This window comes from Mycolicibacterium hodleri, from assembly GCF_025822245.1.
In the GTDB taxonomy this organism is placed as follows: Bacteria; Actinomycetota; Actinomycetes; order Mycobacteriales; family Mycobacteriaceae; genus Mycobacterium; species Mycobacterium hodleri.
Genome location: NZ_JACKTL010000027.1, coordinates 46,792 through 67,410 on the forward strand (window position 1 = coordinate 46,792; position 20,619 = coordinate 67,410).

Consider the following 20,619-nt stretch of genomic DNA (forward strand, 5'->3'; position numbering starts at 1 on the left):
TGTGGTCAGAGCGACGGAGGGGTTCTGTGGTCGGGATCGTCAAGCGGGCCTGGATACCGCTGCTCATCGTGGTGGTGATCGCACTCGGCGGCATCGTGGTGTACCGGATGCACGGCTTCTTCGGGTCGGACAACGAGACCACCCGCCCGGGCGCCGGCCTGGCGCAGGACGCCGAACCGTTCAACCCCAAGGTCGTGACCTACCAGATCACCGGAACGGAAGGCGCCGTGGCGACCATCAACTACCTCGACCTGGACGCGACCCCGCAGCGCGTCGACGACGCACGCCTGCCCTGGTCGATCACCCTGAGGACCACCAAGCCGTCGGCCAGCGCCACCATCATCGCCCAGAGTGACGGCAACCAGATCGGCTGCCGCGTCAGCGTCGACGACCAAGTCAGAGACGAGCAGTCGTCCACCGGCGTCAACGCGCAGGTGTCGTGCCTGGTGAAGTCCGCATGAGCGATCAGCAGACGGTCCAGCAGACGGTCCACCGCGCCCGGATTCCCCGCTTCCTGCGCCTGTTCTGCGTGCCGGTCCTGTTGGGTTGGCTGGCGCTGACGGCGCTCGTCAACGTCGTCGTGCCGCAGCTCGAGGCCGTGGGTGCGGCCAACTCCACCTCGCTGACCCCGAACGACGCGCCGTCTCTGCAAGCCACCCAGTTGGTGGGCAAGCTGTTCGGCGAATACGACTCCAACAGCTCGGCGATGATCGTCCTGGAGAGCGACAAACCCCTTGGCGCGCAGGATCATCAGTACTACGACGGCCTGATCAAGGACCTGGAGAAGGACAAGACCCACATCCAGCACATCCAGGACCTGTGGGGCGATCCGCTGACGTCGTCGGGATCCCAGAGCGCGGACAACCTGTCGGCCTACGTGCAGCTGTACATCGCGGGCAACCAAGGCGAGACGCTGGCCAACGAGTCGGTGGAAGCGGTGCGCGACATCGTCGCCGCCCATCCACCACCACCGGGGCTGAAGGTCTACGTCACCGGCGCCGGGCCGCTGAACTCCGATCAGCAGCACGCCGGCGACAAGAGCCTGCAGTTGGTCACGGCACTGACCTTCGTCGTGATCGTGACGATGCTCCTGCTGGTCTACCGCTCCATCGTCACCGTGCTCATCGTGCTGCTGACGGTGGTCCTCGAACTGGCCGTGGCCCGAGGCGTGGTGGCGTTCCTTGGCTACCACCACGTCATCGAACTGTCCACGTTCGCGGTGAACCTGTTGACCCTCTTGGCAATTGCCGCGGCCACCGACTACGCAATCTTCCTCGTCGGCCGCTACCACGAGGCGCGCAGCGCCGGCGACGACCGGGAGAACGCGTTCTACGTGATGTACCACGGCACCGCCCACGTCATCCTGGGCTCCGGGTTGACGATCGCCGGCGCCACCCTGTGCCTGCACTTCACCCGACTGCCCTACTTCCAGACCCTCGGAATCCCGCTTGCCATCGGCATGTTCGTCGTGACCATGTCAGCGTTGACGCTGGCGCCGGCGTTGTTGACCATCGCGTCGCGGTTCGGCCTGCTCGACCCCAAGCGCGCGACCAAGACCCGAGGGTGGCGCCGGATCGGCACGGCCGTCGTCCGTTGGCCAGGACCCATCCTGGTGGCGTCGACTGCGATCACTCTGGTCGGCCTGCTCGCGCTGCCGTCGTACAAGACCAGCTACGACGACAAGAAGTACCTGCCGGCCGACGTCGAGGCCAACATCGGCTACGGCGTTGCGGCGAAGCACTTTCCGCAGGCACGGTTGAACCCCGAGGTGCTGATGCTGGTGGCCGACCACGATCTACGCAACTCCACCGACATGCTCGTCGTGGACCGGGTGGCCAAGAGCGTCTTCCACCTGCCCGGCATCGCCCGAGTGCAGACGATCACCCGGCCGCTGGGCACCCCCATCGAAGGCAGCTCCATTCCCTTCATCGTCGGTCAGCAGGGCGTCAACCAGAAGCTCGGCCAGTCCTACGCCGAACAGCGCACGGCCGATCTGCTGACCCAAGCCGCCGACATCAACGCCCAGATCGACGTGCTGCGCCAGCAGCTGTCGTTGCAGAAGCAAAGTGCCGCAGCCCAACAGGAACAGACCGACGACCTCAAGAAGACGGTGGCGGTCACCAACGAGCTACGGGACAAGATCGCCAACTTCGACGACTTCTTCCGGCCCCTGCGCAGCTACTTCTACTGGGAACCGCACTGCTACGACATTCCCGTCTGCTACACGCTGCGCTCCATCTTCGACGCGCTGGACGGGATCGGCGAACTGACCGACCTCCTCGGCCAGACGACCGCCAGCCTGGACAAGCTCAACGCGTTGCAGCCCAAGCTGATTGCGTTGATCCCGCCGCAGATCGCCACCCAGGAGCGCAATCGCGACCAGATCATGACCAACTATGCGACGCAGCAGGATCAGCAGAGTCTGCAGGACCGCCAGCAGTCCGATCCCAGTGCCATCGGCAAGGCGTTCGACGACTCCAAGATCGACGACTCGTTCTATCTGCCGCCCGAGGTCTTCGACAACCCCGACTTCAAGAGGGGGCTCAAGCAGTTCGTCTCGCCCGACGGAAAAGCGGTGCGGTTCATCATCTCTCACCAGGGCGACCCCGCGACGCCAGAAGGCATCTCGCACATCGACGAGATCAAGAACGCCGCATTCGAGGCCATCAAGGGGACACCGCTGGAGACATCGAAGATCTACCTGGGTGGCACCGCGGCCACCTACAAGGACATGCGCGACGGCTCCAACTACGACCTCGTCATCGCGGCGGTCTCGGCCATCTGCCTGATCTTCATCATCATGCTCATCATCACCCGGGCCGCGGTCGCCGCAATGGTGATCGTCGGCACGGTGGTGCTGTCGCTGGCCGCGTCATTCGGTCTGTCAGTTCTGTTGTGGCAGCACGTCATCGGCATCGAGCTGCACTGGCTGGTGCTGGCGATGTCGGTGATCATCCTGTTGGCGGTCGGGTCGGACTACAACCTGCTGCTGGTGTCCAGATTCAAGGAGGAGCGCGACGCCGGGCTCAACACCGGCATCATTCGGGCGATCGCCGGCAGCGGCAGCGTCGTGACCTCGGCCGGTCTGGTGTTCGCGTTCACGATGATGTCCTTCGCGATCAGCGACCTGAAGGTGATGGCCCAGGTGGGCACCACCATCGGACTCGGTCTGCTCGTCGACACCCTGGTGATCCGGTCGTTCCTGACACCGTCGATCGCGGCGCTGCTGGGCCGCTGGTTCTGGTGGCCACTCAACGTCCGCCAGCGACCTGCCCGCCATCGTCAGACCGTCAGCACCATCCGGTAGCGGGCCTTGCCGGCGTCCATGGCGGCGTACGCCTCGGCGGCCTGCGCCAGCGGCCGCTCCTCGATCATGGCTCGCACACCGGATTGCAGCGCGAAGTGCATGGTCTCCTCGACGTCGCGGGCCGTTCCCGACGGGTGCCCCGTCACCGACAGGCCGGCGTTGATCAGGTCCAGCGGGCTGATGGGCAGATCTTCGGCGGTGACGCCGATGACGACCAGCTCCCCCTGGGGGCCCAGGCCGCCAACCGTCGCGGCCATCGCCTCGGAGTTGGCCGCCGTGGCGAGCACGACCGCCGCGCCGCCGAGCTTTTTCAGCGCCTCGGCGACGTCCTCGGCCTTCGAGTCGACGTAGTGGTGCGCACCCAACTCCTTGGCGTCGGCTTCCTTGCCGGGGCCGCGGGCGATGGCCACCGTCTCGAAGCCCATGGCCCTGGCGAACTGGACGCCGAGGTGGCCGAGCCCACCGACGCCGAGGACCGCGACCACGTCACCGGCCTTCGCCCTAGTGGTGCGCAACCCGTTGAACACCGTCACCCCCGCGCAGCCCAGCGGCGCCGCCTCGGCGAACGAGAGACCCTCGGGGATGCGGGCCAGGGCCGTCGCCGGCACGACGACCGATTCCGCGTAGCCGCCCGGGTACTGCAGGCCGGGCACCTGCAACCGTTCGCACTGCATGAACGTGCCCTTGCGGCACGGGTTGCACCGGTTGCAGTTGCCGCCGAACCAGCCGACCTCCACACGGTCGCCGACGGCGAAGTCCTGGACGCCGTCCCCGAGTTCGGCGATGGTGCCCGCAATCTCGTGGCCCGGCGTGATGGGCCAGTTCAGTCCCGGGAAGCCACCGTTGACGAAGGCGTGGTCGGTGCCGCAGACACCCGCCGCGGCGACCTTGATCCGCACGTGGTCACGCGGTGGAGACGTGGTCTCGACATCGACGAGGGTGAGCTCTGCGCCGGGCGAGGCGACGTGGACGGCTTTGTGTGTGGGCATGACTTGAGGTTAGTGACGCGGCGGCGTCGGCGTCAGGCTGTCGTCGACATCAGCTACCGCCGGTATCCTCGGCTGCCATGACGACCACCACCCTGGCGCTGCTGCCGGACTTCCTGGACCCGCTGACGCTTCTCGGGTACTTCGGCACCTGGGCACTCGTCGGCCTATTGGTCGTCGTCTTCATCGAGTCGGGCGTCCTGTTCCCCGTCCTGCCCGGCGATTCGCTGCTGTTCGTCGCGGGCATGCTCGCCGCGGGTACGGCCGCCCAGGCCGACACCGTGCAGACCAACTTCCATCTGTGGCAGCTGCTGCTGTTCATCCCCATCGCCGCGGTGGCCGGCAGCCAGGTGGGCTACTGGATCGGCCGCAGCCTCGGCACGTCGATGTTCACGCCGACCAATCGCGTCCTCAAGCAGAAGTACCTCGACGAGGCCCACGCGTTCTTCGAGGCACGCGGGCCCTTCGCGATCGTGCTCGGCCGGTTCGTCCCCATCGTCCGCACGCTGGTGCCGATCACGGCAGGCGCGGCGAGGATGAACTACGGCGTCTTCACCCTGTTCAACGTCATCGGCGCCGTCGTGTGGGGCGTGGGGCTGACCATGCTCGGCTACTGGCTCGGGCAGTTCGAGATCATCCAGAAGCTGCTGGAGCCGATCTTCATCGTGATCGTGCTCGCGTCGCTCGCCCCCATCGTCTACGAGTGGTACAAGCGGCGTAAGGCAGCCAAGCGGGCCGGCGAGGTCTAACCGAGGCCCAGCGCGGACGCCAGCGTCCGCAGCGCCGGCCGCGGATCGGCGGTCGGGTTGTCCCCGAGCACCTGAACCACCACGTGGTCGGCGCCGGCGTCGAGGTGGGCCCGCAGCGTCGCAGCCGCGTCGTCGACCGAACCCATGCCGACGAGCCCACGGGCCAGCCGGTCGGATCCGCCGCGGACGAGGTCGGACTCGTCGAAGCCCTGGCGCAGCCACGAGTTCCGGTAGTTGGGCAACCCGCTGTAGACGTTGAGATGCCCGTGCGCGGCGCTCAACTGCTCGGCGTCGTCGCCGCCCACGACGACGGCCTGCTCGGAGACGATCCACTTGTCCGGCCCGAGGATGTCGCGGGTCTTGCGGGACTGCTCCGGCATCACCAGATAGGGGTGGGCTCCGTCGGCGTGCGTCCCCGACAGCTCGATCATCTTCGGACCGAGTGCCGCGAGCAGGCGTGCGGGTCGGCCCGCCCCCGGCTCGATCTGCTCGGGCACGCCGGCCATCTTGTCCAGATAGGTGCGCATCGTCGCGAGCGGCTTGGCGTACGTCCCACCGAAGCCGTGCTCGACGAGCGGGGCGTGGCTCACGCCAAGGCCGAGCACGAACCGGCCCGGGTGCAGCGCCGTCAGCGTGCGTGCGCCGGACTCCGCGGCGGAGGCCGCGCGGGCGTGGATGTTGGCGATGCCGGTGCCGACCACGAGCCGCTCGGTGGCCGCCAGGAACGCCGCCGACTGGGTCAGACACTCCTTGCCGGTGACCTCCGGGATGAACAACGAACCGTAGCCGAGGGCCTCGATCTCCTTGGCCACGTCCTGCGCATCGGTGATGGCCCAGGTGTCGCTGGCCCACCACACACCGATGGTGGCGGGAAAGTCGATGCGGGCGCGTGGGGATTCGGTCACGCGCTCGATGGTAGGCGGTCAACCACCGGGTTGGTTGGGCGCCTCCAGTGCCCGAATGAGACTGGCGGCGTCCCATGGTCCCTGGTGCCGACGACCGTTCACGAAGAACGTCGGCGTCGAGCCCAGGTCCATCACCTCGGCGTCCTGCGCGTCGTCCTGGACCCGGTGCAGGACCCGAGGCGAGTGCAGGTCGTCGTCGAACCGCGCGATGTCGACCCCGACCCCGTCGGCGTACCGGTAGACGTGCTCCCACTCCAGGTGGTCCTGGAATTCGAACATCCGTGCCGCCAGCTCGAAGAAGCGGCCCTGCAGCGCGGCGGCCTCGCTGGCGCGTGCGGCGTCCATGGCGTGGGGGTGGACGCGTTCCAGCGGCAGATGCCGCCACACGTACCGCAGCCGGTCGGGACCGAAGTACTCGCGTACCTCGTCGATGGCTCCGGTCGCCCTGCTACAGAACGGACACTCGAAGTCGCCGTACTCGACCAGCGTCAGCGGAGCATTCGGGTTTCCCCGCAGGTGGTCTCGATCGGGGTCCACGTCGCGAATCAGGGTCATTCCCACCGAGATCGGCGGGCTCAACCAGTCGGTGACCCGGAAGGTGACCCAGCCGAGCACCAGCGCCAGCACCGACGCGGCGAGCACGCCGACGCGGGCCTGATCCTGCTTGGCCGGGTCGTCGATCGCCAGGTCGATGATGAACAGCGAAATGGTGAACCCGATTCCGGACAGCGCCGCGCCGCCCGCGACCCGCCGCAGCGTCAAACCCGGTGCCAGCACCCCGATTCCGGTGGCCCGCAGCAGGGCGGTCGCCCCGGTGATCCCGACGAACTTTCCCACCACCAGACCCGCGACGACGCCCCAGGTCAACGGCGAGCGCACCGCCGCCGACATCGTCTCGCCGCCGAGGTGCACCCCGGCGTTGGCCAGTGCGAACAACGGCAGCACGAAGAACGACACGTACGAGCCGAACCCGGTCTGCAACCGCTCGTTGACGGAGATGGATTCCCGCAGGCTGCGGGTGGCCGCCCGGGCGTACTCGGAATTCGGCGACTGCCGAAACGCCCGGATGACGTCGACCGCCTCCTCCACACGCTGGCGCTCGGGGGTGAACACCGGAATCAGCAGGGCCACGACCACTCCCGCCAGAGTGGGGTGCACACCGCCCGTCGACAGCGCCAGCCACAGCGCGACCGACAGCACCGCGTAGGCGGGCCCCTGTCCCGCCGGCAGCAGGCGCACGGCTGCGATGCCCGCGACGATCACCGCGGCGACCAGCAGGGGCACCAGACTGGCGTGGTCGGAGTAGAACACCGCGATGGCGAGCAGTGCGCCGACGTCGTCGACGACGGCGAGGGTCAGCAGGAAGGTGCGCAGTCGGGCCGGGCACTGCGGCCCGATGATCGCCAACGCCCCCACCAGAAACGCCGTGTCCGTGGAGATCACCACGCCCCAGGCGCGTGCGTCGTCGCCCGAGGGGTTGAACAGCAGGAAGACGACGGCGGGCACGATCAGTCCGGCGACGGCGGCGACGACGGGCACCGCGGCACGGGCTCGGTCGGTCAGCTCGCCGATGGTGAACTGGCTCTTCACCTCGAGGCCGACGATGAAGAAGAAGAACGTCATCAGGCCGTCGTTGACGAGGTGCTTGAGGCTCAACTCGGCGTGCAGATCACCAAACCTCACTCCGACCTCGGTGCTCCAGAAGTCGGAATAGCTCTGCGCCCACGGCGAATTGGCCCAGACGATGGCGAGGACGGTGAACGCCAGCAGCAGCGCGGCGGCGGTGTTCTCGCCGCTGCGGGCGGCGGTGGGGTCGCGACCGAAGCGGCTCGGTGCCGGCTTGCCTCGGCGCGAGTCGTCGGTCGTCTCGGTCACGTCCGCGCGTGTCCCTCGAACTCGGCGAGCAGCTCGGGGCGATCCACGGCGCTAGGGGTGAGAACGTCGGACGCCTTGGCGCCCAGCAGGATTCGCTTGATCGGTATCTCGAGCCGCTTACCCGTCATGGTGCGCGGAATCCCGGGCACCGCGATGACGTCGTCCGGGACGTGCCGTGGCGATGCGCCGGTCCGGACGGCGTCGACGATCCGCGATCGGAGGTCCTGGCCGAACTCCACGCCGTCGGCGCAGGCGACGAACAGCGGCATCCAGTACCCGCCGTCGTCGAGTTCCACGCCGACCACCAGGCAGTCCTGGATCTCCACCATGCCCTCGACCGCGTTGTAGATCTCGGCGCTGCCCATCCTGACGCCGCCCCGGTTCAACGTGGCGTCCGAACGGCCGTGCACCACCACCGAATCGCGGTCGGTGATGGTGATCCAGTCACCGTGGCACCACACGCCCGGGTACTTGTCGAAGTACGCCGACCGGTACTTCTCGCCGTCCTCGTCGTTCCAGAAGTACACCGGCATCGACGGCATGGGCTTGGTCACCACCAATTCGCCGGCCTGCCCCGTCACCGACCGACCGCCGTCACCCCACGCCTCGGCCGCGACGCCGAGGCAGATCGCGTTGAGTTCGCCCGCCCGGATCTCCACCAGGGGGGTTCCGCCGATGAACGCCGTCACGACGTCGGTGCCGCCGCTAATCGAGATCACGGGAACGGGCCGGCCGATGCCTTGCTGCACCCAGCGAAAACCACTGGCGGGCAACGGCGATCCGGTGGAGCCCACGGCCCGCAACGCGTCGAGCTGGTAGTCCTTGCCGGGGTGCAGCTCCTCCTTGGCGCACGCCAGCCAGTATCCGGCGCCAGCGCCGACCACCGTCACCCGGTGATCGGCGACCACCTGCCAGAGGTAGTCGGTGCGACCAAGGGTGGGGCTGCCGTCGTACAGCACGATGGTGGACCCGACGAGCAGACCCGACACCAACAGGTTCCACATCATCCAGCTGGTACTGGACTGCCAGAGGAAGCGGTCCTCAGGCTTCAGATCCAGTTGCAGGTGAAGGTACTTCACGTGTTCGAGCAGGACACCGCCGTGGCCGTGCACGATGCCCTTGGGCGTTCCGGTGGTGCCCGAGGAGAACAGCACCCACAGCGGATGGTCGAACGGGACGGGCGTGACGTCGAGTTCGGCGCCGGCACCGCGGGAGAGCACCTCGGCCCACGGGGTGGCGTCCGCCACGGGGTCCCCGAGCCGGGGCACCACCACTGTGGCGACCAAACTGGGTATCTGCGAACGTATTTCGTGCAGTTCGGCGTGCCGGTCCCGGCGCTTGCCCGCGTACACCGAACCGTCGCTGGCCACCAGCACCTTCGGCTCCAGCTGGCCGAGCCGGGCGACGACACCGCCGACGGCGAGATCCTGGTTGCACACCGCCCAGGTCGCTCCGACGCTGGCGGCCCCGAGAAGGGCCACGACGGCCTCGCCGACGTTGGGCAGATAGCCGACCACGCGGTCACCCGCGACCACGCCGACTTCGCGCAGGTAGGCCGCGAACGCCGCGGTCTCGGTGCGCAACCGGTCCCACGACCACTCCGACGAGCCGTCCTCGCCGGCGACCACCATGGCGGGCCGGTCGGCGGTGGCGTGCCGGAAGATCTGGGTGACGTAGTTCAGCGTCGCACCCGGAAACCATTGAGCGCCAGGCATGTCGGCGGTCGCGAGGGTGGCCGTCGGGGGCGTCGACGCGGAGACGTCGACGTAGTGCCACACCGCGTCCCAGAACCACTCGAGATCGTCGACCGAGGCCGACCACAGGGCGTGGTAGTCGTCGAACTCGCCCCGGCCGGTGTCGGCCAGCCACGTCATGAAGCGCGTCAGGTTGGCGTCGTCCCTCGTCTGCTGATCGGGCACCCACCCCCCGGAGAGCTGATCGGCGGAAGTCACGGCGCGCCGTCCTCCCCGTCGGGCTGCTCGGGGACGTCCAGCACCAGTTGCCCGGCGGGTGTCTCGTCGGCCACCGAATGGGCGGCCTCCATGAGCATCCATCCCGACAGCTGCACCGACATGTCCTTCTCGGGGACCGCCGAGGCGTTGACCGCGCCGTCGACGGACTGCGCGTCCGCGCCGCCGGCCGTCGGCAGCTCGGCGTTGCGGTCCCAGAACGCGCCGAACAGGGGCAGACCGTCGACGTTCTGCCGGAAGTCCCAGGCCGACTGCGCCGACTTCAGCACCAATTCCTTGGCGGTGGCGCGCGCGGCGGTGTCCTCGGGCGAATCCTCCGGCAGCCGGTTGGCGGCCAGCGCGAGGTAGCGCGCCAGGATGCCGTTGAACAGACCGCCGTCTCCCCCGCCGGCACCCTGGATGACGCCGCCCGGTGCCATGTTGTCGGCGATCGCGTCGACCAGCCGACGGGCGCGGGCGGAGTGCCGGGCGTCCTGCGTGCGGTCGGCGAGTTCGACCTCGAGTCCGAGCACGACGCCTTGGCAGTAGGTGTATTGCGCGCGCACCAGCGAGCCGCTCTTGATGCCGTCGAACACCAGGTGGGTGTCCGGGTCGACCAGCGTGTCGTCGATCCAGTCGGACATCTGTTGCGCTCGGCGCAGTCGGTCGTAGCGCGCGAGGAAGATCCCCGCGGGCCCGTTGGCCGGTGCGTTGAAGAACTGATCCTGTTTGCGCCACGGGATGCCGCCACCGTCCTCGGGCACCCACGCGTTGAGGAACTGGTTGGCCAGCGTGTCGAGCGCCTTGGGGCGTTCGACGCCGGCCTGGCTGCCAGCCCGCTCCAAAGCCAGTGCAAGCCAAGCCATGTCGTCGTAATAGTCGTTGGTCCACCGAAGCGTGTTGCGCCAGTGATGACCCTTGATCTGGCGTTCGATGGTCGCCCTGCGCTCGGGCTGCGGGTCGCGCATCTGGGCGTCGACCAGGCAGTCGAGGAGGTGCGCCTGCCACCAGTAGTGCCACGTGCCGAACGACAGGTTCTTCTTCGTGGGCGGCCAGGACACGACGCCGAGCTGGGTGCCGGGCAGCCGCCACAGCTTCCGGTAGTGCCGTTTGGCGATCGCGGCTTCTGCACTGGCCGCGCGATTGGCCCACAGCTGATCCATGGATTTCATCCTGCCCTACCAGGCGCGCGATGTGTCGGCATGCGCCGCGATCCAGGCGTGCATCGCGATGCCCGCGGCCACGGCGGCGTTGACGCTGCGCGTGGAGCCGAACTGTGCGATGGACACGGTGAGGGCGGCGCCGTTCTGCGCCTCGGGGGTGATGCCGGGGCCCTCCTGCCCGAATATCAGCAGGCAGTTGCGGGGTAGCCGGGTGTGCTCGAGGCGGACGGCACCCGGCACGTTGTCCACCGCGACCACCTCGAGGCCCTGCTCGGCGGCGTAGTCGAGCAACTCGGCGGTGGTCGCGTGGTGGCGAAGGCGTTGATAGCGGTCGGTCACCATGGTGCCGCGACGGTTCCACCGACGCCGGCCGACGATGTGGACGGTGTCGACGGCGAACGCGTTGGCCGTGCGGACGACGGCGCCGATGTTGGCGTCGTTGCCGAAGTTCTCGATGGCCACGTGCAGGGGATGCCGCCGGTGGTCGATGTCGGCGATGATGGCCTCGCGGGTCCAGTACCGGTACGCGTCGACGACGTTGCGAGTGTCGCCCTCGCGCAACAGATCCCGGTCGTAGCGTGGGTCGTCGGGCAGCGGGCCGTCCCAGGGGCCGACCCCGGGCGTCGTCCCCCACTCGGTGGGACCGGGCAGCGTGGGACCGAGCAGCGTGGGGTCGTCCTCAGTCACGGGTGGTCCACAGCGCGGCGTGGGTGCCGACCACGGCGACGGTGGCGTACAGCAGGGCCTGGTTGATCTCGCCCTGCGTGCACAGCGAGGCCCGTACCGACACCGCGTCCAACGACGAGTCGGGCAAGACCAGCAGCGACGCACCGTAGACCGAGCACGCATACGACAGCCCCTTGCCGGGCAGCGTCGGCGTGACCTGCACCATCAGTGGTCCGCCGCGCCGGACGGAATCGTCGCGGTAGCGCGACGCCAGCCCGCTGATGTCGAGTCCGAGCAGCATGTAGCCGTTGCCCGTGAACGCGGTCGGCTCCCCCAACGCGGCCGGCGCCAGCTGGGACCCGTCGGCGTCGAAGGCGTCGACGCTGGTGGACTTCAGCACCAGGCCCGTCTCGGTGTCCGCGGTGGGACTCAGCCCGACGGGAAACGAGGCGCCGTAGGCGGCGATGGTGCCGGGGATGCGGTCCTGCGGCGAGTAGACGTACACCCCGCGGACCTGGGTCTGATCGCGGAGCGGGCCCAAACACACGGTGCCGGAGAGCTTGTCGGGGTTCGGCGAGACGGCCGGCTGCAGGCTCAGGGTCGTCACGTTCGCGCAACTGCCCAGCGCGGTGCTCTCGATCGGGTGGGCCAGCGCTCCGTAGAGGCCGAACCGGAGCGAGTCCGCCTTCGCGTGTTGGCCGCCGGCCTGCGAGGGGGACGCGTCCACGTCGACCAGGACGTAGTCGCCGTCGAATCGAAGGTTGGACGCCGAGACGTTCCAGCCCAGCACGGCCAGCGATTCGCCGATCTTGGCGCCCTGGGTGGCGTACGGGCTTGGCTCGGGGTCATCCGAACAGGCGACGAGGGCGGCGCCGACGACGAGGGTCAGCAGCAGCGCGACGACTGCGCGCACTCAGGTACGTCCCCGGCCGCGGCCCACCACTTTCGTCGCCGCCCGCACCAGACTCCTCGGCACCACGCGTCCCGCCGTCGTGAGCACCTTGTACTGCAGACCCGGGACGATCACCACCTCACCCTTCGCCACCGCGGCCAGGCAGTCGCGCACGACGTCGGCGACCTCCAGCCACAGGAACGACGGCGTGCCCTCCATGTCGATGCCCGCGCGCTCGTGGAACTCCGTGCGCACGAACCCGGGGCACAGGACGTGCACGCCGACGCCCGTGTCGCCGAGACCGTTGGCCAGCCCCTCGGAGAACGAGATCACCCACGCCTTGGAGGCCGAGTAGGTCGACCCGCGGCCCGGCAACAGGCCCGCGACGCTGGCGACGTTGACCACGGTGCCCGCCCCCGCGGCCAGCATGGGGGGCAGCGCGGCCCGCGTGAGCTGCATGACGGCGGTGACGTTGACGTCGAGCTGCGACTGCAGCACGTCGAGATCGGCGGTCCAGAATTCCCCCGAGGTGCCAAAACCGGCGTTGTTCACCAGGATTCGCACGCCCAGCGCGAGGCGGTCGGCCACCTTGAGGCGATCGTCGGCCAGGGCCAGGTCGGCGGCGAGCACCTCGACCTCCACCCCGGCGTCGGCACGCAGTTCGGCGGCCAGTCGTTCGAGCCGTTCGACGTCGCGAGCCACCAGCACCAGGTCGTGTCCGTCGAGCGCGTACTGGCGGGCGAAGCCCAGGCCCAGCCCGGACGTCGGTCCGGTGATCAGTGCTACGGGTCGTGGCATGCCGACAGGTTACGCGGGGGCGACTCTAACGCTGGTAGTGAGGCGACTGCCGCCCGTTGCGCACCGGCGGGCGCTGCTGGGTGTAGCGGCCGACGTCGCCACGGTTGGGCGGCGCGTCGGTGCGACCGGCCGGCAACTCGGCGGGACGTGCGGCCACCGGTCGACTGGGCGAGCCACCGCGCCGGGCGATCGCCTGACCGGAGACGCCGCTCTGCCCCGGCTGCGGGATGGGCGGCAGCACGCGCAGCAGGTCGTTGAACTGCCGGACCACCAGAAGGCCCTCGTCCCACTGGGCGCGAGTGCTCGTGACCGGCATGCTGACGAGCGTCCAGTGCTGCTCGTTCCACATGATCTCGGCGCAGTCGGGTGCGGCGTGGGCGAAGGTGACCATGCGGCGGTCGCAGGCCCGGCGGGCGGCGTCGAGGTTGGTGGAGTACACCATCCGCGGACCGATGGCGCCGAGCAGCCAGATGTCGCTCTCGCGGGGTTCCTTGATGTCCTTGAGCCGGACGTCGACCACGACGTTCGTCCCGACCTTGCGGTGCAGGGCGATGACGGTCGCGACGTCCTCGAGGTCGAAGATGTAGACGGCCTCGCCGCGAATCTGGCCGAGGACCACGTTCTTGGCCGCCACGTCGCCGACGGTGGACATCACGCCGCGCTTCCAGCGGTCGACGATCTCGGTCGACTCGGGCTCGAAGTCGAACCCGTGCGACTTGGCCCAGGACTTGCGGCGACGGCCGAGTCCGCGCCGTTTGTCGAGGTCGACGTACAGCAGCACGGCCGCACCCACGAAACAGAGTGCGGACAGTGTGAACCAAAGCGGGACCATTGCGCCCTAGCCTACTGGTTGGTACCGGTTTCGCCAGAACTCGTGGTGATCACAAACCGGTCACGCCTCGTGGGCGCCACCTTCCAACGCCGAATGGCCACTTGTCGCACGCAATCAGAGAGAAGGCGTGCAACAAGTGGCCAGTCGGGAGAGGCGTCAGCCCAGAATGAGGCCTTCGCCGTCGGGGCTGACGTTGACCGGCACCACGTCACCGTCGTGCACGTCACCCGCCAGCAGCTGCTTGGCGAGCTGGTCGCCGATGGCCTGCTGCAGCAACCGGCGCAGCGGCCGGGCGCCGTAGAGCGGATCGAAGCCGCGGTCGGCCAACCACTTCTTGGCGGGCAGCGACACCTCGAGCACGAGCCGGCGCTGGGCCAACCGCTTTTGCAGCTGCTCCAGCTGGATGTCGACGATGGACACCAGCTCCTCCGGGTTCAGTCCGTCAAAGACGATGACGTCGTCGAGCCGGTTGATGAACTCGGGCTTGAACGCCGAGCGCACCGCGGCCATCACCTGCTCCTCGGAGCCCCCGGCGCCCAGGTTGGACGTCAGGATGAGGATGGTGTTGCGGAAGTCCACCGTGCGGCCCTGACCGTCGGTCAGCCTGCCCTCGTCGAGCACCTGCAGCAGCACGTCGAACACGTCCGGGTGCGCCTTCTCGATCTCGTCGAATAGGACCACCGCGTACGGACGCCTGCGGACGGCCTCGGTCAGCTGACCACCCTGGTCGTAGCCGATGTAGCCGGGAGGCGCTCCGACCAGGCGGGCGACGGAGTGCTTCTCGCCGTACTCGCTCATGTCGATGCGGATCATCGCCCGTTCGTCGTCGAACAGGAACTCCGCCAGCGCCTTGGCCAGCTCGGTCTTGCCGACGCCGGTGGGCCCCAGGAACATGAACGAGCCGGTCGGCCGGTTGGGGTCCGCCACGCCGGCGCGCGTCCGGCGCACCGCGTCGGACACGGCCTGCACGGCCTTGCGCTGTCCGATGACGCGCTTGCCGAGCTCGTTCTCCATGCGCAGCAGCTTGGCGCTCTCGCCCTCGAGCATGCGACCGGCGGGGATGCCGGTCCAGGCCTCCACCACCTCGGCGATGTCGTCGGGCCCGACCTCCTCCTTGAGCATGACGTTCTCGCGGGCCTCGGCGACCGGCAGCGCCGCGTCGAGCTTCTTCTCGACCTCGGGGATGCGGCCGTACCTCAGCTCGGCGGCCTTGGCGAGGTCGCCGTCGCGCTCCGCCCGCTCCGACTCGCCGCGCAGCGTGTCCAGCTGCTCCTTGAGTTCGCGGACGACGTCGATGGCGCTCTTCTCGTTCTGCCACCGCGTGGTCAGCTCGGCCAGCTTCTCCTTGTGGTCGGCCAGCTCGGAACGCAGCTTCTCCAACCGATCCTTGGACGCGTCGTCAGACTCCTTGGCCAGCGCCATCTCCTCGATCTCGAGGCGACGGACCAACCGCTCGACCTCGTCGATCTCGACGGGCCGGGAGTCGATCTCCATGCGCAGCCGCGACGCCGACTCGTCGACCAGGTCGATGGCCTTGTCGGGCAGGAAGCGCGAGGTGATGTAGCGGTCGCTCAGCGTGGCCGCGGCCACCAGCGCGGAGTCGGTGATGCGGACGCCGTGGTGCACCTCGTAGCGGTCCTTGAGTCCGCGCAGGATGCCGACGGTGTCCTCGACCGACGGTTCGCCGACGAGCACCCGTTGGAAGCGGCGTTCCAGTGCGGCGTCCTTCTCGATGTACTTGCGGTACTCGTCGAGCGTGGTGGCGCCGACCATGCGCAGCTCGCCGCGGGCCAGCATCGGCTTGATCATGTTGCCGGCGTCCATCGCGGACTCGCCGGTCGCGCCGGCCCCCACGATGGTGTGCAACTCGTCGATGAAGGTGATGACCTGACCCGCCGAGTTCTTGATGTCGTCGAGGACGGCCTTGAGGCGTTCCTCGAACTCGCCGCGGTACTTGGCGCCGGCGACCATCGAGCCGAGATCCAGTGACACGACGGTCTTGTCGCGCAGGCTCTCCGGCACGTCGCCTTCGATGATCCGCTGCGCCAGGCCCTCGACGATCGCCGTCTTGCCGACGCCGGGCTCGCCGATCAGCACCGGGTTGTTCTTGGTGCGACGGCTGAGCACCTGGACGACACGACGGATCTCGTTGTCGCGTCCGATGACCGGGTCCAGCTTGCCCTCGCGGGCGGCGGCGGTCAGGTCGGTGGAGTACTTCTCCAACGCCTGGTAGGTGCCCTCCGGATCGGGGCTGGTGACGCGCGCGCTGCCGCGGACCTTGGTGAAGGCCTCCCGCAGCGCTTGCGGTGAGGCACCGTGCCCGGTCAGCAGCTTGGCGACGTCGGAGTCACCGGTCGCCAGGCCGACGAGCAGGTGTTCGGTCGAGACGTATTCGTCGTCCATTTCGCCGGCGAGCTGCTGGGCGGCGGTGACCGCCGAGAGCGACTCGCGCGACAGGTTGGGCGTCGAGTTGGCGCCACTGGCCTTGGGCAGGCGGTCGACGAGGTTGGCGGCCTCCGAGCGGACGACCGCGGGGTCGACGCCGACGGCCTCGAGTAGGGGTGCTGCGATGCCGTCGCTCTGGGCGAGCAGCGCCGTCAACAGGTGAGCGGGCCGGATCTCCGGGTTGCCTGCGGCGCTGGCCGCCTGCAACGCCGAGCTGAGCGCCGCCTGGGTCTTCGTGGTCGGGTTGAACGAGTCCACGACACCTCCGTTTCTGTCAGGGAAAAAGGTTTCTCGCGTTGTCCAACGCCGTTAAGGTTGAGTCTGTTCCGCTCAAGTCTGATCACTTTGCGGCGATCCGTCAACTGCGGGTCGCCTGAGGGTCCAGGTTCGTCAACGTCTCGAGCAGTTCCGTGGCCGCGATCGGCGGACTGAAGTGATACCCCTGCGCCAGATCGCAGCCGTACTCCCGGAGCCGAGCGGCGACCGCCGCGCTCTCGACACCCTCGGCGACGCACGTCACCCCGAGGTCGTGGGCGAGCTCGATCACGGCGCGCACGATGGAGGCGGTCCGACGATCCTCGAGGATCGGCATGACGAACTCCCGATCCAGCTTCACCTCGTCGACCGGAAGCTCCCGCAGATAGTGCAGACCGCCGAACCCGCTGCCGAAGTCGTCGACCGACACGCGAATCCCGCACTCGCGCAAGCGTTCCAAGACCTGGCGCGCCCCGGGCACGTTCTGGATGACGAGTTCTTCGGTGATCTCCAGCGTCAGCTCGGTCGCCGCCAACCCGTGCCCACCGAGGGCCGCGATCAACCGGTCGGGCAGGTCGGCGTCGTCGAACGACGGCGCGAACAGGTTGACCGCCACCGGCACCGTCCGCCCGGCCCCTCGCCACTGCGCCGAGTCCGCAAAGACCAGGTCGAACACCAGCTCGGTCATCGGCGCCATCAGGTCGTGACGACGCACCAGGGGGAGGAACTCGCCGGGGGTCAGCAGACCATGCTCCGGATGGGGCCACCGGACCAACGCCTCCACCCCGACGAGGTCCTGCGCACCGACTCTCAGGTCGACCTTCGGCTGGTACACCATCGACAGGTCACCGTGCTCGATCGCCGCCCGGAGGTCGCCGAGCAGTCCCAGTCGCGGGGCGTCGTCCTCGCCCTGCAGACCGCGCAGCGGTCCCGTGTCCGAGGCGAAGGTCACCACCCCGGAGCCACTGGTGCGCTTGGCCGCGTACATCGCCAGGTCGGACTGCTTGAGCAACACCTCGGCCCGCAGATCGCGATCCCGCGCCTGGGCGACGGACAACCCCACGCTGGGTCGGATGGGCAGCAGGTGACCGTCGACCAGGAAGGGTTGCTCGAAGGCGTCGACGACGCGCTGCGCGACGGAGTCGGGCGTCTCCGGACCCTTCTCGATCAGGATCGCGAACTCGTCGCCGCCCAGTCGCGCGATCGTGTCTCCGCTGCGCACGGCCGATCGGATCCGCGCCGCGACGTCCACCAGAAGCGCGTCACCCGCGGCATGGCCCAGTCCGTCGTTGACCAGCTTGAAGTCGTCGAGATCGAGGGTCAGGACCGCCAGCACCCCGAACAGCTCGCGCCGGTGCAGTTCGACGGCGTGGTGAAGTCGGTCGTTGAACAGGTACCGATTGGCGAGCCCGGTCAGCGGGTCCTGCAGCGCCTGCTCGGCGACGACGGCGAGCAGACGCTGATTGGAGCCCATCACCAGGAACTGCCGCAACATGACGACGACGACCAGCGCGACGGAGACCATCAGAACGACTGCGGACGCCGGCTTGGCGAGATCGGCGACCACGACCACCCCGGCCACCGACAGCGGTACGTAGGGCAACCAGAGGGTGTCGTGGACCGGGATGTGCCCGGCGCGCCGCTGGCCACAGCCGGCCAGTGCCCCCAGCCCCACCGCCAGCAACGAGGTCGCCCAGCCGAGGTCGAGCAGGTGAACGCCGCCGCGACCGCTGCCGGCGACGAGGTGATACAGCACGTCGTTGGAAATGGACATGAGCACGATGCCCACGGTCAACGACGCGACCGACATCCGGATCGCGCCCTTTGCCCGCATCGTCACCAGCACGCCGACGGTGATGGCGACGAGGTCGAGAATCGGATAGGCCACGCGGACGGCCAACACGACCGGATCGGTGCGACCGGCGTCGAACAGCTCCCGCAGCACGACGATCCACGCGATGAGGAACAGCGAGCCGGCGACCACCAGCCCGTCCATCAACAGGCGCATCGTCGACGACCCGGACGGTCCGACGTGCAGCAGCAACAGCGCCACGCACGTCGCGATCGGGAAGACGATGAAACCCGCGTCGGCCACCGAGGCGAACGGGACCCCGATGGCGCCCAACGGCGACCGAAGGTCCGAGCCGGCGATCGCGGCGATCCACGCGGCCGCTCCGATGCCCACGAACACCCATGCCGCCCGCGCCCGCCCGCCGTTCGAGACCGCCGCCATCGAGGCGCACACCAAGGCGAACAACCCGAAGGCCGCGAAGGCCACACCGCTGACGGTTCGCCCGGCGGCCGGGCTGATCGCCTGGCCCGTCAATCCCTGCACGACCGACCACGCGAGATAGACGCCCCAGAGGACGACGCCGATCGCCGCAGCGCGGCGAGGGTCTGGCAAAGTCACTCCCCCGCCCTCCCGGCAGATCCGACGCAGCACGAGCGTGGTCATTCGAGATAGTTCCAGAACTACAGCCACTTTACGAACGCGACGGCGGCGAGTCTCGCCGGTGAACGCCCAGCAAAGGTCTGGGATCGTCCCGGAGACGTCGTGACGACGCGCGACGACCTGCGGGCTTCGCGCCGCCGACGGGGCCGAACGTGTTCCGGGTAGGCGTCTTACCCTGCGACGCAAGTCATTTGGCGTCTGCCGTGACGGGTTCCTCGTCCACTTCTTCTTCTGGGTGGTCCTCGTCTTCCTGCGGCGTCTCACCGGCACGCATACCCACCTGCTCGCCGTAGTAGCGGATGATCACCGCCCCGGTGGCCGCGACCGGCACGGCCAAGAAGGCGCCGATGATGCCGAACACCGTGCTGCCCAAGGTCACCGCGAGCAGCACGATCACCGCGTGCAGCTTCATCGACTTGGCCTGCAGCCACGGCTGCAGGACGTTGCCCTCGAGTTGCTGCACGGCGAGGATCAGCGCCAGCACGAGAAGGGCGTTGACCGGCCCGTTGGACACCAACGCGATCAGCACGGCGAGACCGCCTGCGACGAACGCCCCGACGATGGGGACGAATCCACCGATGAAGGTGACGATGGCCAGCGCATAGGCCAGCGGCACCCCGAGGACCACCAGGCCGATGCCGATGAGAACCGCGTCGACGAGGCTCACCAGGGCCTGCGTGCGGATGAAGCCGCCGAGGGTCGCCCAGCACCGGCTCAACACCTCGGCAAGGTGCGGCGCGGCCGGCATGCCGACACTCCGACGCAGCCACGGGATGAACTGCGGACCGTCCTTGAGCAGGAAGAACGTCACGACGATCGCGGTGAAGACCGTGATGAGCGCCGACGCGGCCGCGCCGACGCCGGTGAACAGCCCCGAGGCGATCTGCGAGCTGCTGGAGTTCAACCAGTCGTTGATGGCCGCGACGCCCGAGTTCAGCTGTGCCTCGCTGACGTTCAGGGGCGGCCCGTCGAGCCAGTTGCGCACCTGGACGACGCCCGCCTGGGCCTGGTCGGCCAGCTCGACCGACTGCTCGAAGATGGCCGGCGCGACGGCCGCGACGAGGCCCGCGACGACGCCCACCGCGAGGAGCAGCACCAGTAGAACCGCGGCGGCCGGCGGCAGCCCCTTCTCGCGCAGCCACCGCACCGGCGGCCACAGCGCCGTGCAGACGATCAGCGCCAGCACCACCGGCAGGATGATCACCCAGGTCTTGCCCACCACCCAGCCGAGCACCCACAGGGCGGCCACCACCGCGATGAATTGCACCGCGACGGTTCCGCCCCGTCGCAAATGGGCAGCGTAGATCGAACCACGGGTGGGGGCCATGCCACGTCCTTACCCCAC

General features: G+C 68.7%; 15 protein-coding genes. 3 read left to right on the plus strand and 12 right to left on the minus strand.

Going from position 1 to position 20,619, the window contains the following annotated elements; genetic code table 11:
• The first annotated feature begins 26 nt into the window (after positions 1 to 26).
• Together H7J06_RS11000 and H7J06_RS11005 are read left to right on the plus strand one after the other, a co-directional pair.
• Positions 27 to 461 carry an MmpS family transport accessory protein gene (locus H7J06_RS11000; protein ID WP_264038868.1) on the plus strand — a complete coding sequence of 145 codons (435 nt, stop codon included), beginning with the start codon at positions 27 to 29 and terminating at the stop codon, positions 459 to 461.
• On the plus strand, positions 458 to 3,307 hold the full coding sequence (locus H7J06_RS11005; RefSeq protein ID WP_264038869.1) for an MMPL/RND family transporter: 2,850 nt from the start codon (positions 458 to 460) through the stop codon (positions 3,305 to 3,307). Before H7J06_RS11000 ends, H7J06_RS11005 begins: the two co-directional genes overlap by 4 nt.
• On the opposite strand, the gene H7J06_RS11010 is transcribed toward H7J06_RS11005, so the two are convergent.
• Positions 3,283 to 4,296 (minus strand): alcohol dehydrogenase catalytic domain-containing protein, encoded by a 1,014-nt coding sequence (locus H7J06_RS11010; RefSeq protein ID WP_264038870.1) that lies wholly within the window; start codon positions 4,294 to 4,296, stop codon positions 3,283 to 3,285. The genes H7J06_RS11005 and H7J06_RS11010 overlap by 25 nt on opposite strands.
• Before the next feature lie 77 nt (positions 4,297 to 4,373).
• Here H7J06_RS11010 and H7J06_RS11015 point away from each other — a divergent pair, with 77 nt between their 5' ends.
• The gene (locus H7J06_RS11015; protein ID WP_264038871.1) at positions 4,374 to 5,042 is read left to right on the plus strand and encodes a DedA family protein; all 669 of its coding nucleotides are present in this window, start codon (positions 4,374 to 4,376) and stop codon (positions 5,040 to 5,042) included.
• Here H7J06_RS11015 and H7J06_RS11020 read toward each other — a convergent pair.
• The 11 genes from H7J06_RS11020 to H7J06_RS11070 form a co-directional block, all read right to left on the minus strand.
• On the minus strand, positions 5,039 to 5,947 hold the full coding sequence (locus tag H7J06_RS11020; protein WP_264038873.1) for an LLM class F420-dependent oxidoreductase: 909 nt from the start codon (positions 5,945 to 5,947) through the stop codon (positions 5,039 to 5,041). The two genes, H7J06_RS11015 and H7J06_RS11020, sit on opposite strands and share 4 nt — an antisense overlap.
• An 18-nt stretch (positions 5,948 to 5,965) precedes the next feature.
• On the minus strand, positions 5,966 to 7,822 hold the full coding sequence (gene nhaA, locus H7J06_RS11025) for a Na+/H+ antiporter NhaA (protein ID WP_264038874.1): 1,857 nt from the start codon (positions 7,820 to 7,822) through the stop codon (positions 5,966 to 5,968).
• On the minus strand, positions 7,819 to 9,774 hold the full coding sequence (locus H7J06_RS11030) for an acetoacetate--CoA ligase (RefSeq protein ID WP_264038875.1): 1,956 nt from the start codon (positions 9,772 to 9,774) through the stop codon (positions 7,819 to 7,821). Before H7J06_RS11030 ends, nhaA begins: the two co-directional genes overlap by 4 nt.
• Complete coding sequence (locus H7J06_RS11035; protein ID WP_264038876.1) at positions 9,771 to 10,934, minus strand: glycoside hydrolase family 76 protein; 1,164 nt, start codon at positions 10,932 to 10,934, stop codon at positions 9,771 to 9,773. Before H7J06_RS11035 ends, H7J06_RS11030 begins: the two co-directional genes overlap by 4 nt.
• A 15-nt stretch (positions 10,935 to 10,949) precedes the next feature.
• Positions 10,950 to 11,621 (minus strand): TrmH family RNA methyltransferase, encoded by a 672-nt coding sequence (locus H7J06_RS11040; protein ID WP_264038877.1) that lies wholly within the window; start codon positions 11,619 to 11,621, stop codon positions 10,950 to 10,952.
• Positions 11,614 to 12,513, minus strand: a complete 900-nt coding sequence (locus tag H7J06_RS11045; protein ID WP_264038878.1) for a hypothetical protein — start codon at positions 12,511 to 12,513, stop codon at positions 11,614 to 11,616. The genes H7J06_RS11040 and H7J06_RS11045 overlap by 8 nt, the downstream gene beginning before the upstream one ends.
• Positions 12,514 to 13,290 carry an SDR family NAD(P)-dependent oxidoreductase gene (locus H7J06_RS11050; protein WP_264038880.1) on the minus strand — a complete coding sequence of 259 codons (777 nt, stop codon included), beginning with the start codon at positions 13,288 to 13,290 and terminating at the stop codon, positions 12,514 to 12,516.
• 25 nt (positions 13,291 to 13,315) lie between these two features.
• Entirely contained in the window at positions 13,316 to 14,122 is an 807-nt protein-coding gene (ttfA, locus tag H7J06_RS11055; RefSeq protein ID WP_264038881.1) for a trehalose monomycolate transport factor TtfA, read from the minus strand.
• Positions 14,123 to 14,278: 156 nt separating this feature from the next.
• Positions 14,279 to 16,825, minus strand: a complete 2,547-nt coding sequence (gene clpB / locus H7J06_RS11060) for an ATP-dependent chaperone ClpB (RefSeq protein ID WP_264038882.1) — start codon at positions 16,823 to 16,825, stop codon at positions 14,279 to 14,281.
• Between the two features lie 100 nt (positions 16,826 to 16,925).
• Complete coding sequence (locus tag H7J06_RS11065; protein WP_264038883.1) at positions 16,926 to 19,232, minus strand: putative bifunctional diguanylate cyclase/phosphodiesterase; 2,307 nt, start codon at positions 19,230 to 19,232, stop codon at positions 16,926 to 16,928.
• Positions 19,233 to 19,461: 229 nt separating this feature from the next.
• Positions 19,462 to 20,601 carry an AI-2E family transporter gene (locus H7J06_RS11070; protein WP_264038884.1) on the minus strand — a complete coding sequence of 380 codons (1,140 nt, stop codon included), beginning with the start codon at positions 20,599 to 20,601 and terminating at the stop codon, positions 19,462 to 19,464.
• Positions 20,602 to 20,619 lie beyond the last annotated feature (18 nt).

What these genes read in the sequence shown, in the direction of transcription:
- H7J06_RS11005 (WP_264038869.1), top strand. Translation starts at nt 458, where the DNA reads ATGAGCGATCAGCAGACGGTCCAGCAGACGGTCCACCGCGCCCGGATT.
- H7J06_RS11010 (WP_264038870.1), bottom strand. Translation starts at nt 4,296, where the DNA reads ATGCCCACACACAAAGCCGTCCACGTCGCCTCGCCCGGCGCAGAGCTC.
- H7J06_RS11015 (WP_264038871.1), top strand. Translation starts at nt 4,374, where the DNA reads ATGACGACCACCACCCTGGCGCTGCTGCCGGACTTCCTGGACCCGCTG.
- H7J06_RS11035 (WP_264038876.1), bottom strand. Translation starts at nt 10,934, where the DNA reads ATGGATCAGCTGTGGGCCAATCGCGCGGCCAGTGCAGAAGCCGCGATC.
- H7J06_RS11050 (WP_264038880.1), bottom strand. Translation starts at nt 13,290, where the DNA reads ATGCCACGACCCGTAGCACTGATCACCGGACCGACGTCCGGGCTGGGC.
- ttfA (WP_264038881.1), bottom strand. Translation starts at nt 14,122, where the DNA reads ATGGTCCCGCTTTGGTTCACACTGTCCGCACTCTGTTTCGTGGGTGCG.
- H7J06_RS11070 (WP_264038884.1), bottom strand. Translation starts at nt 20,601, where the DNA reads ATGGCCCCCACCCGTGGTTCGATCTACGCTGCCCATTTGCGACGGGGC.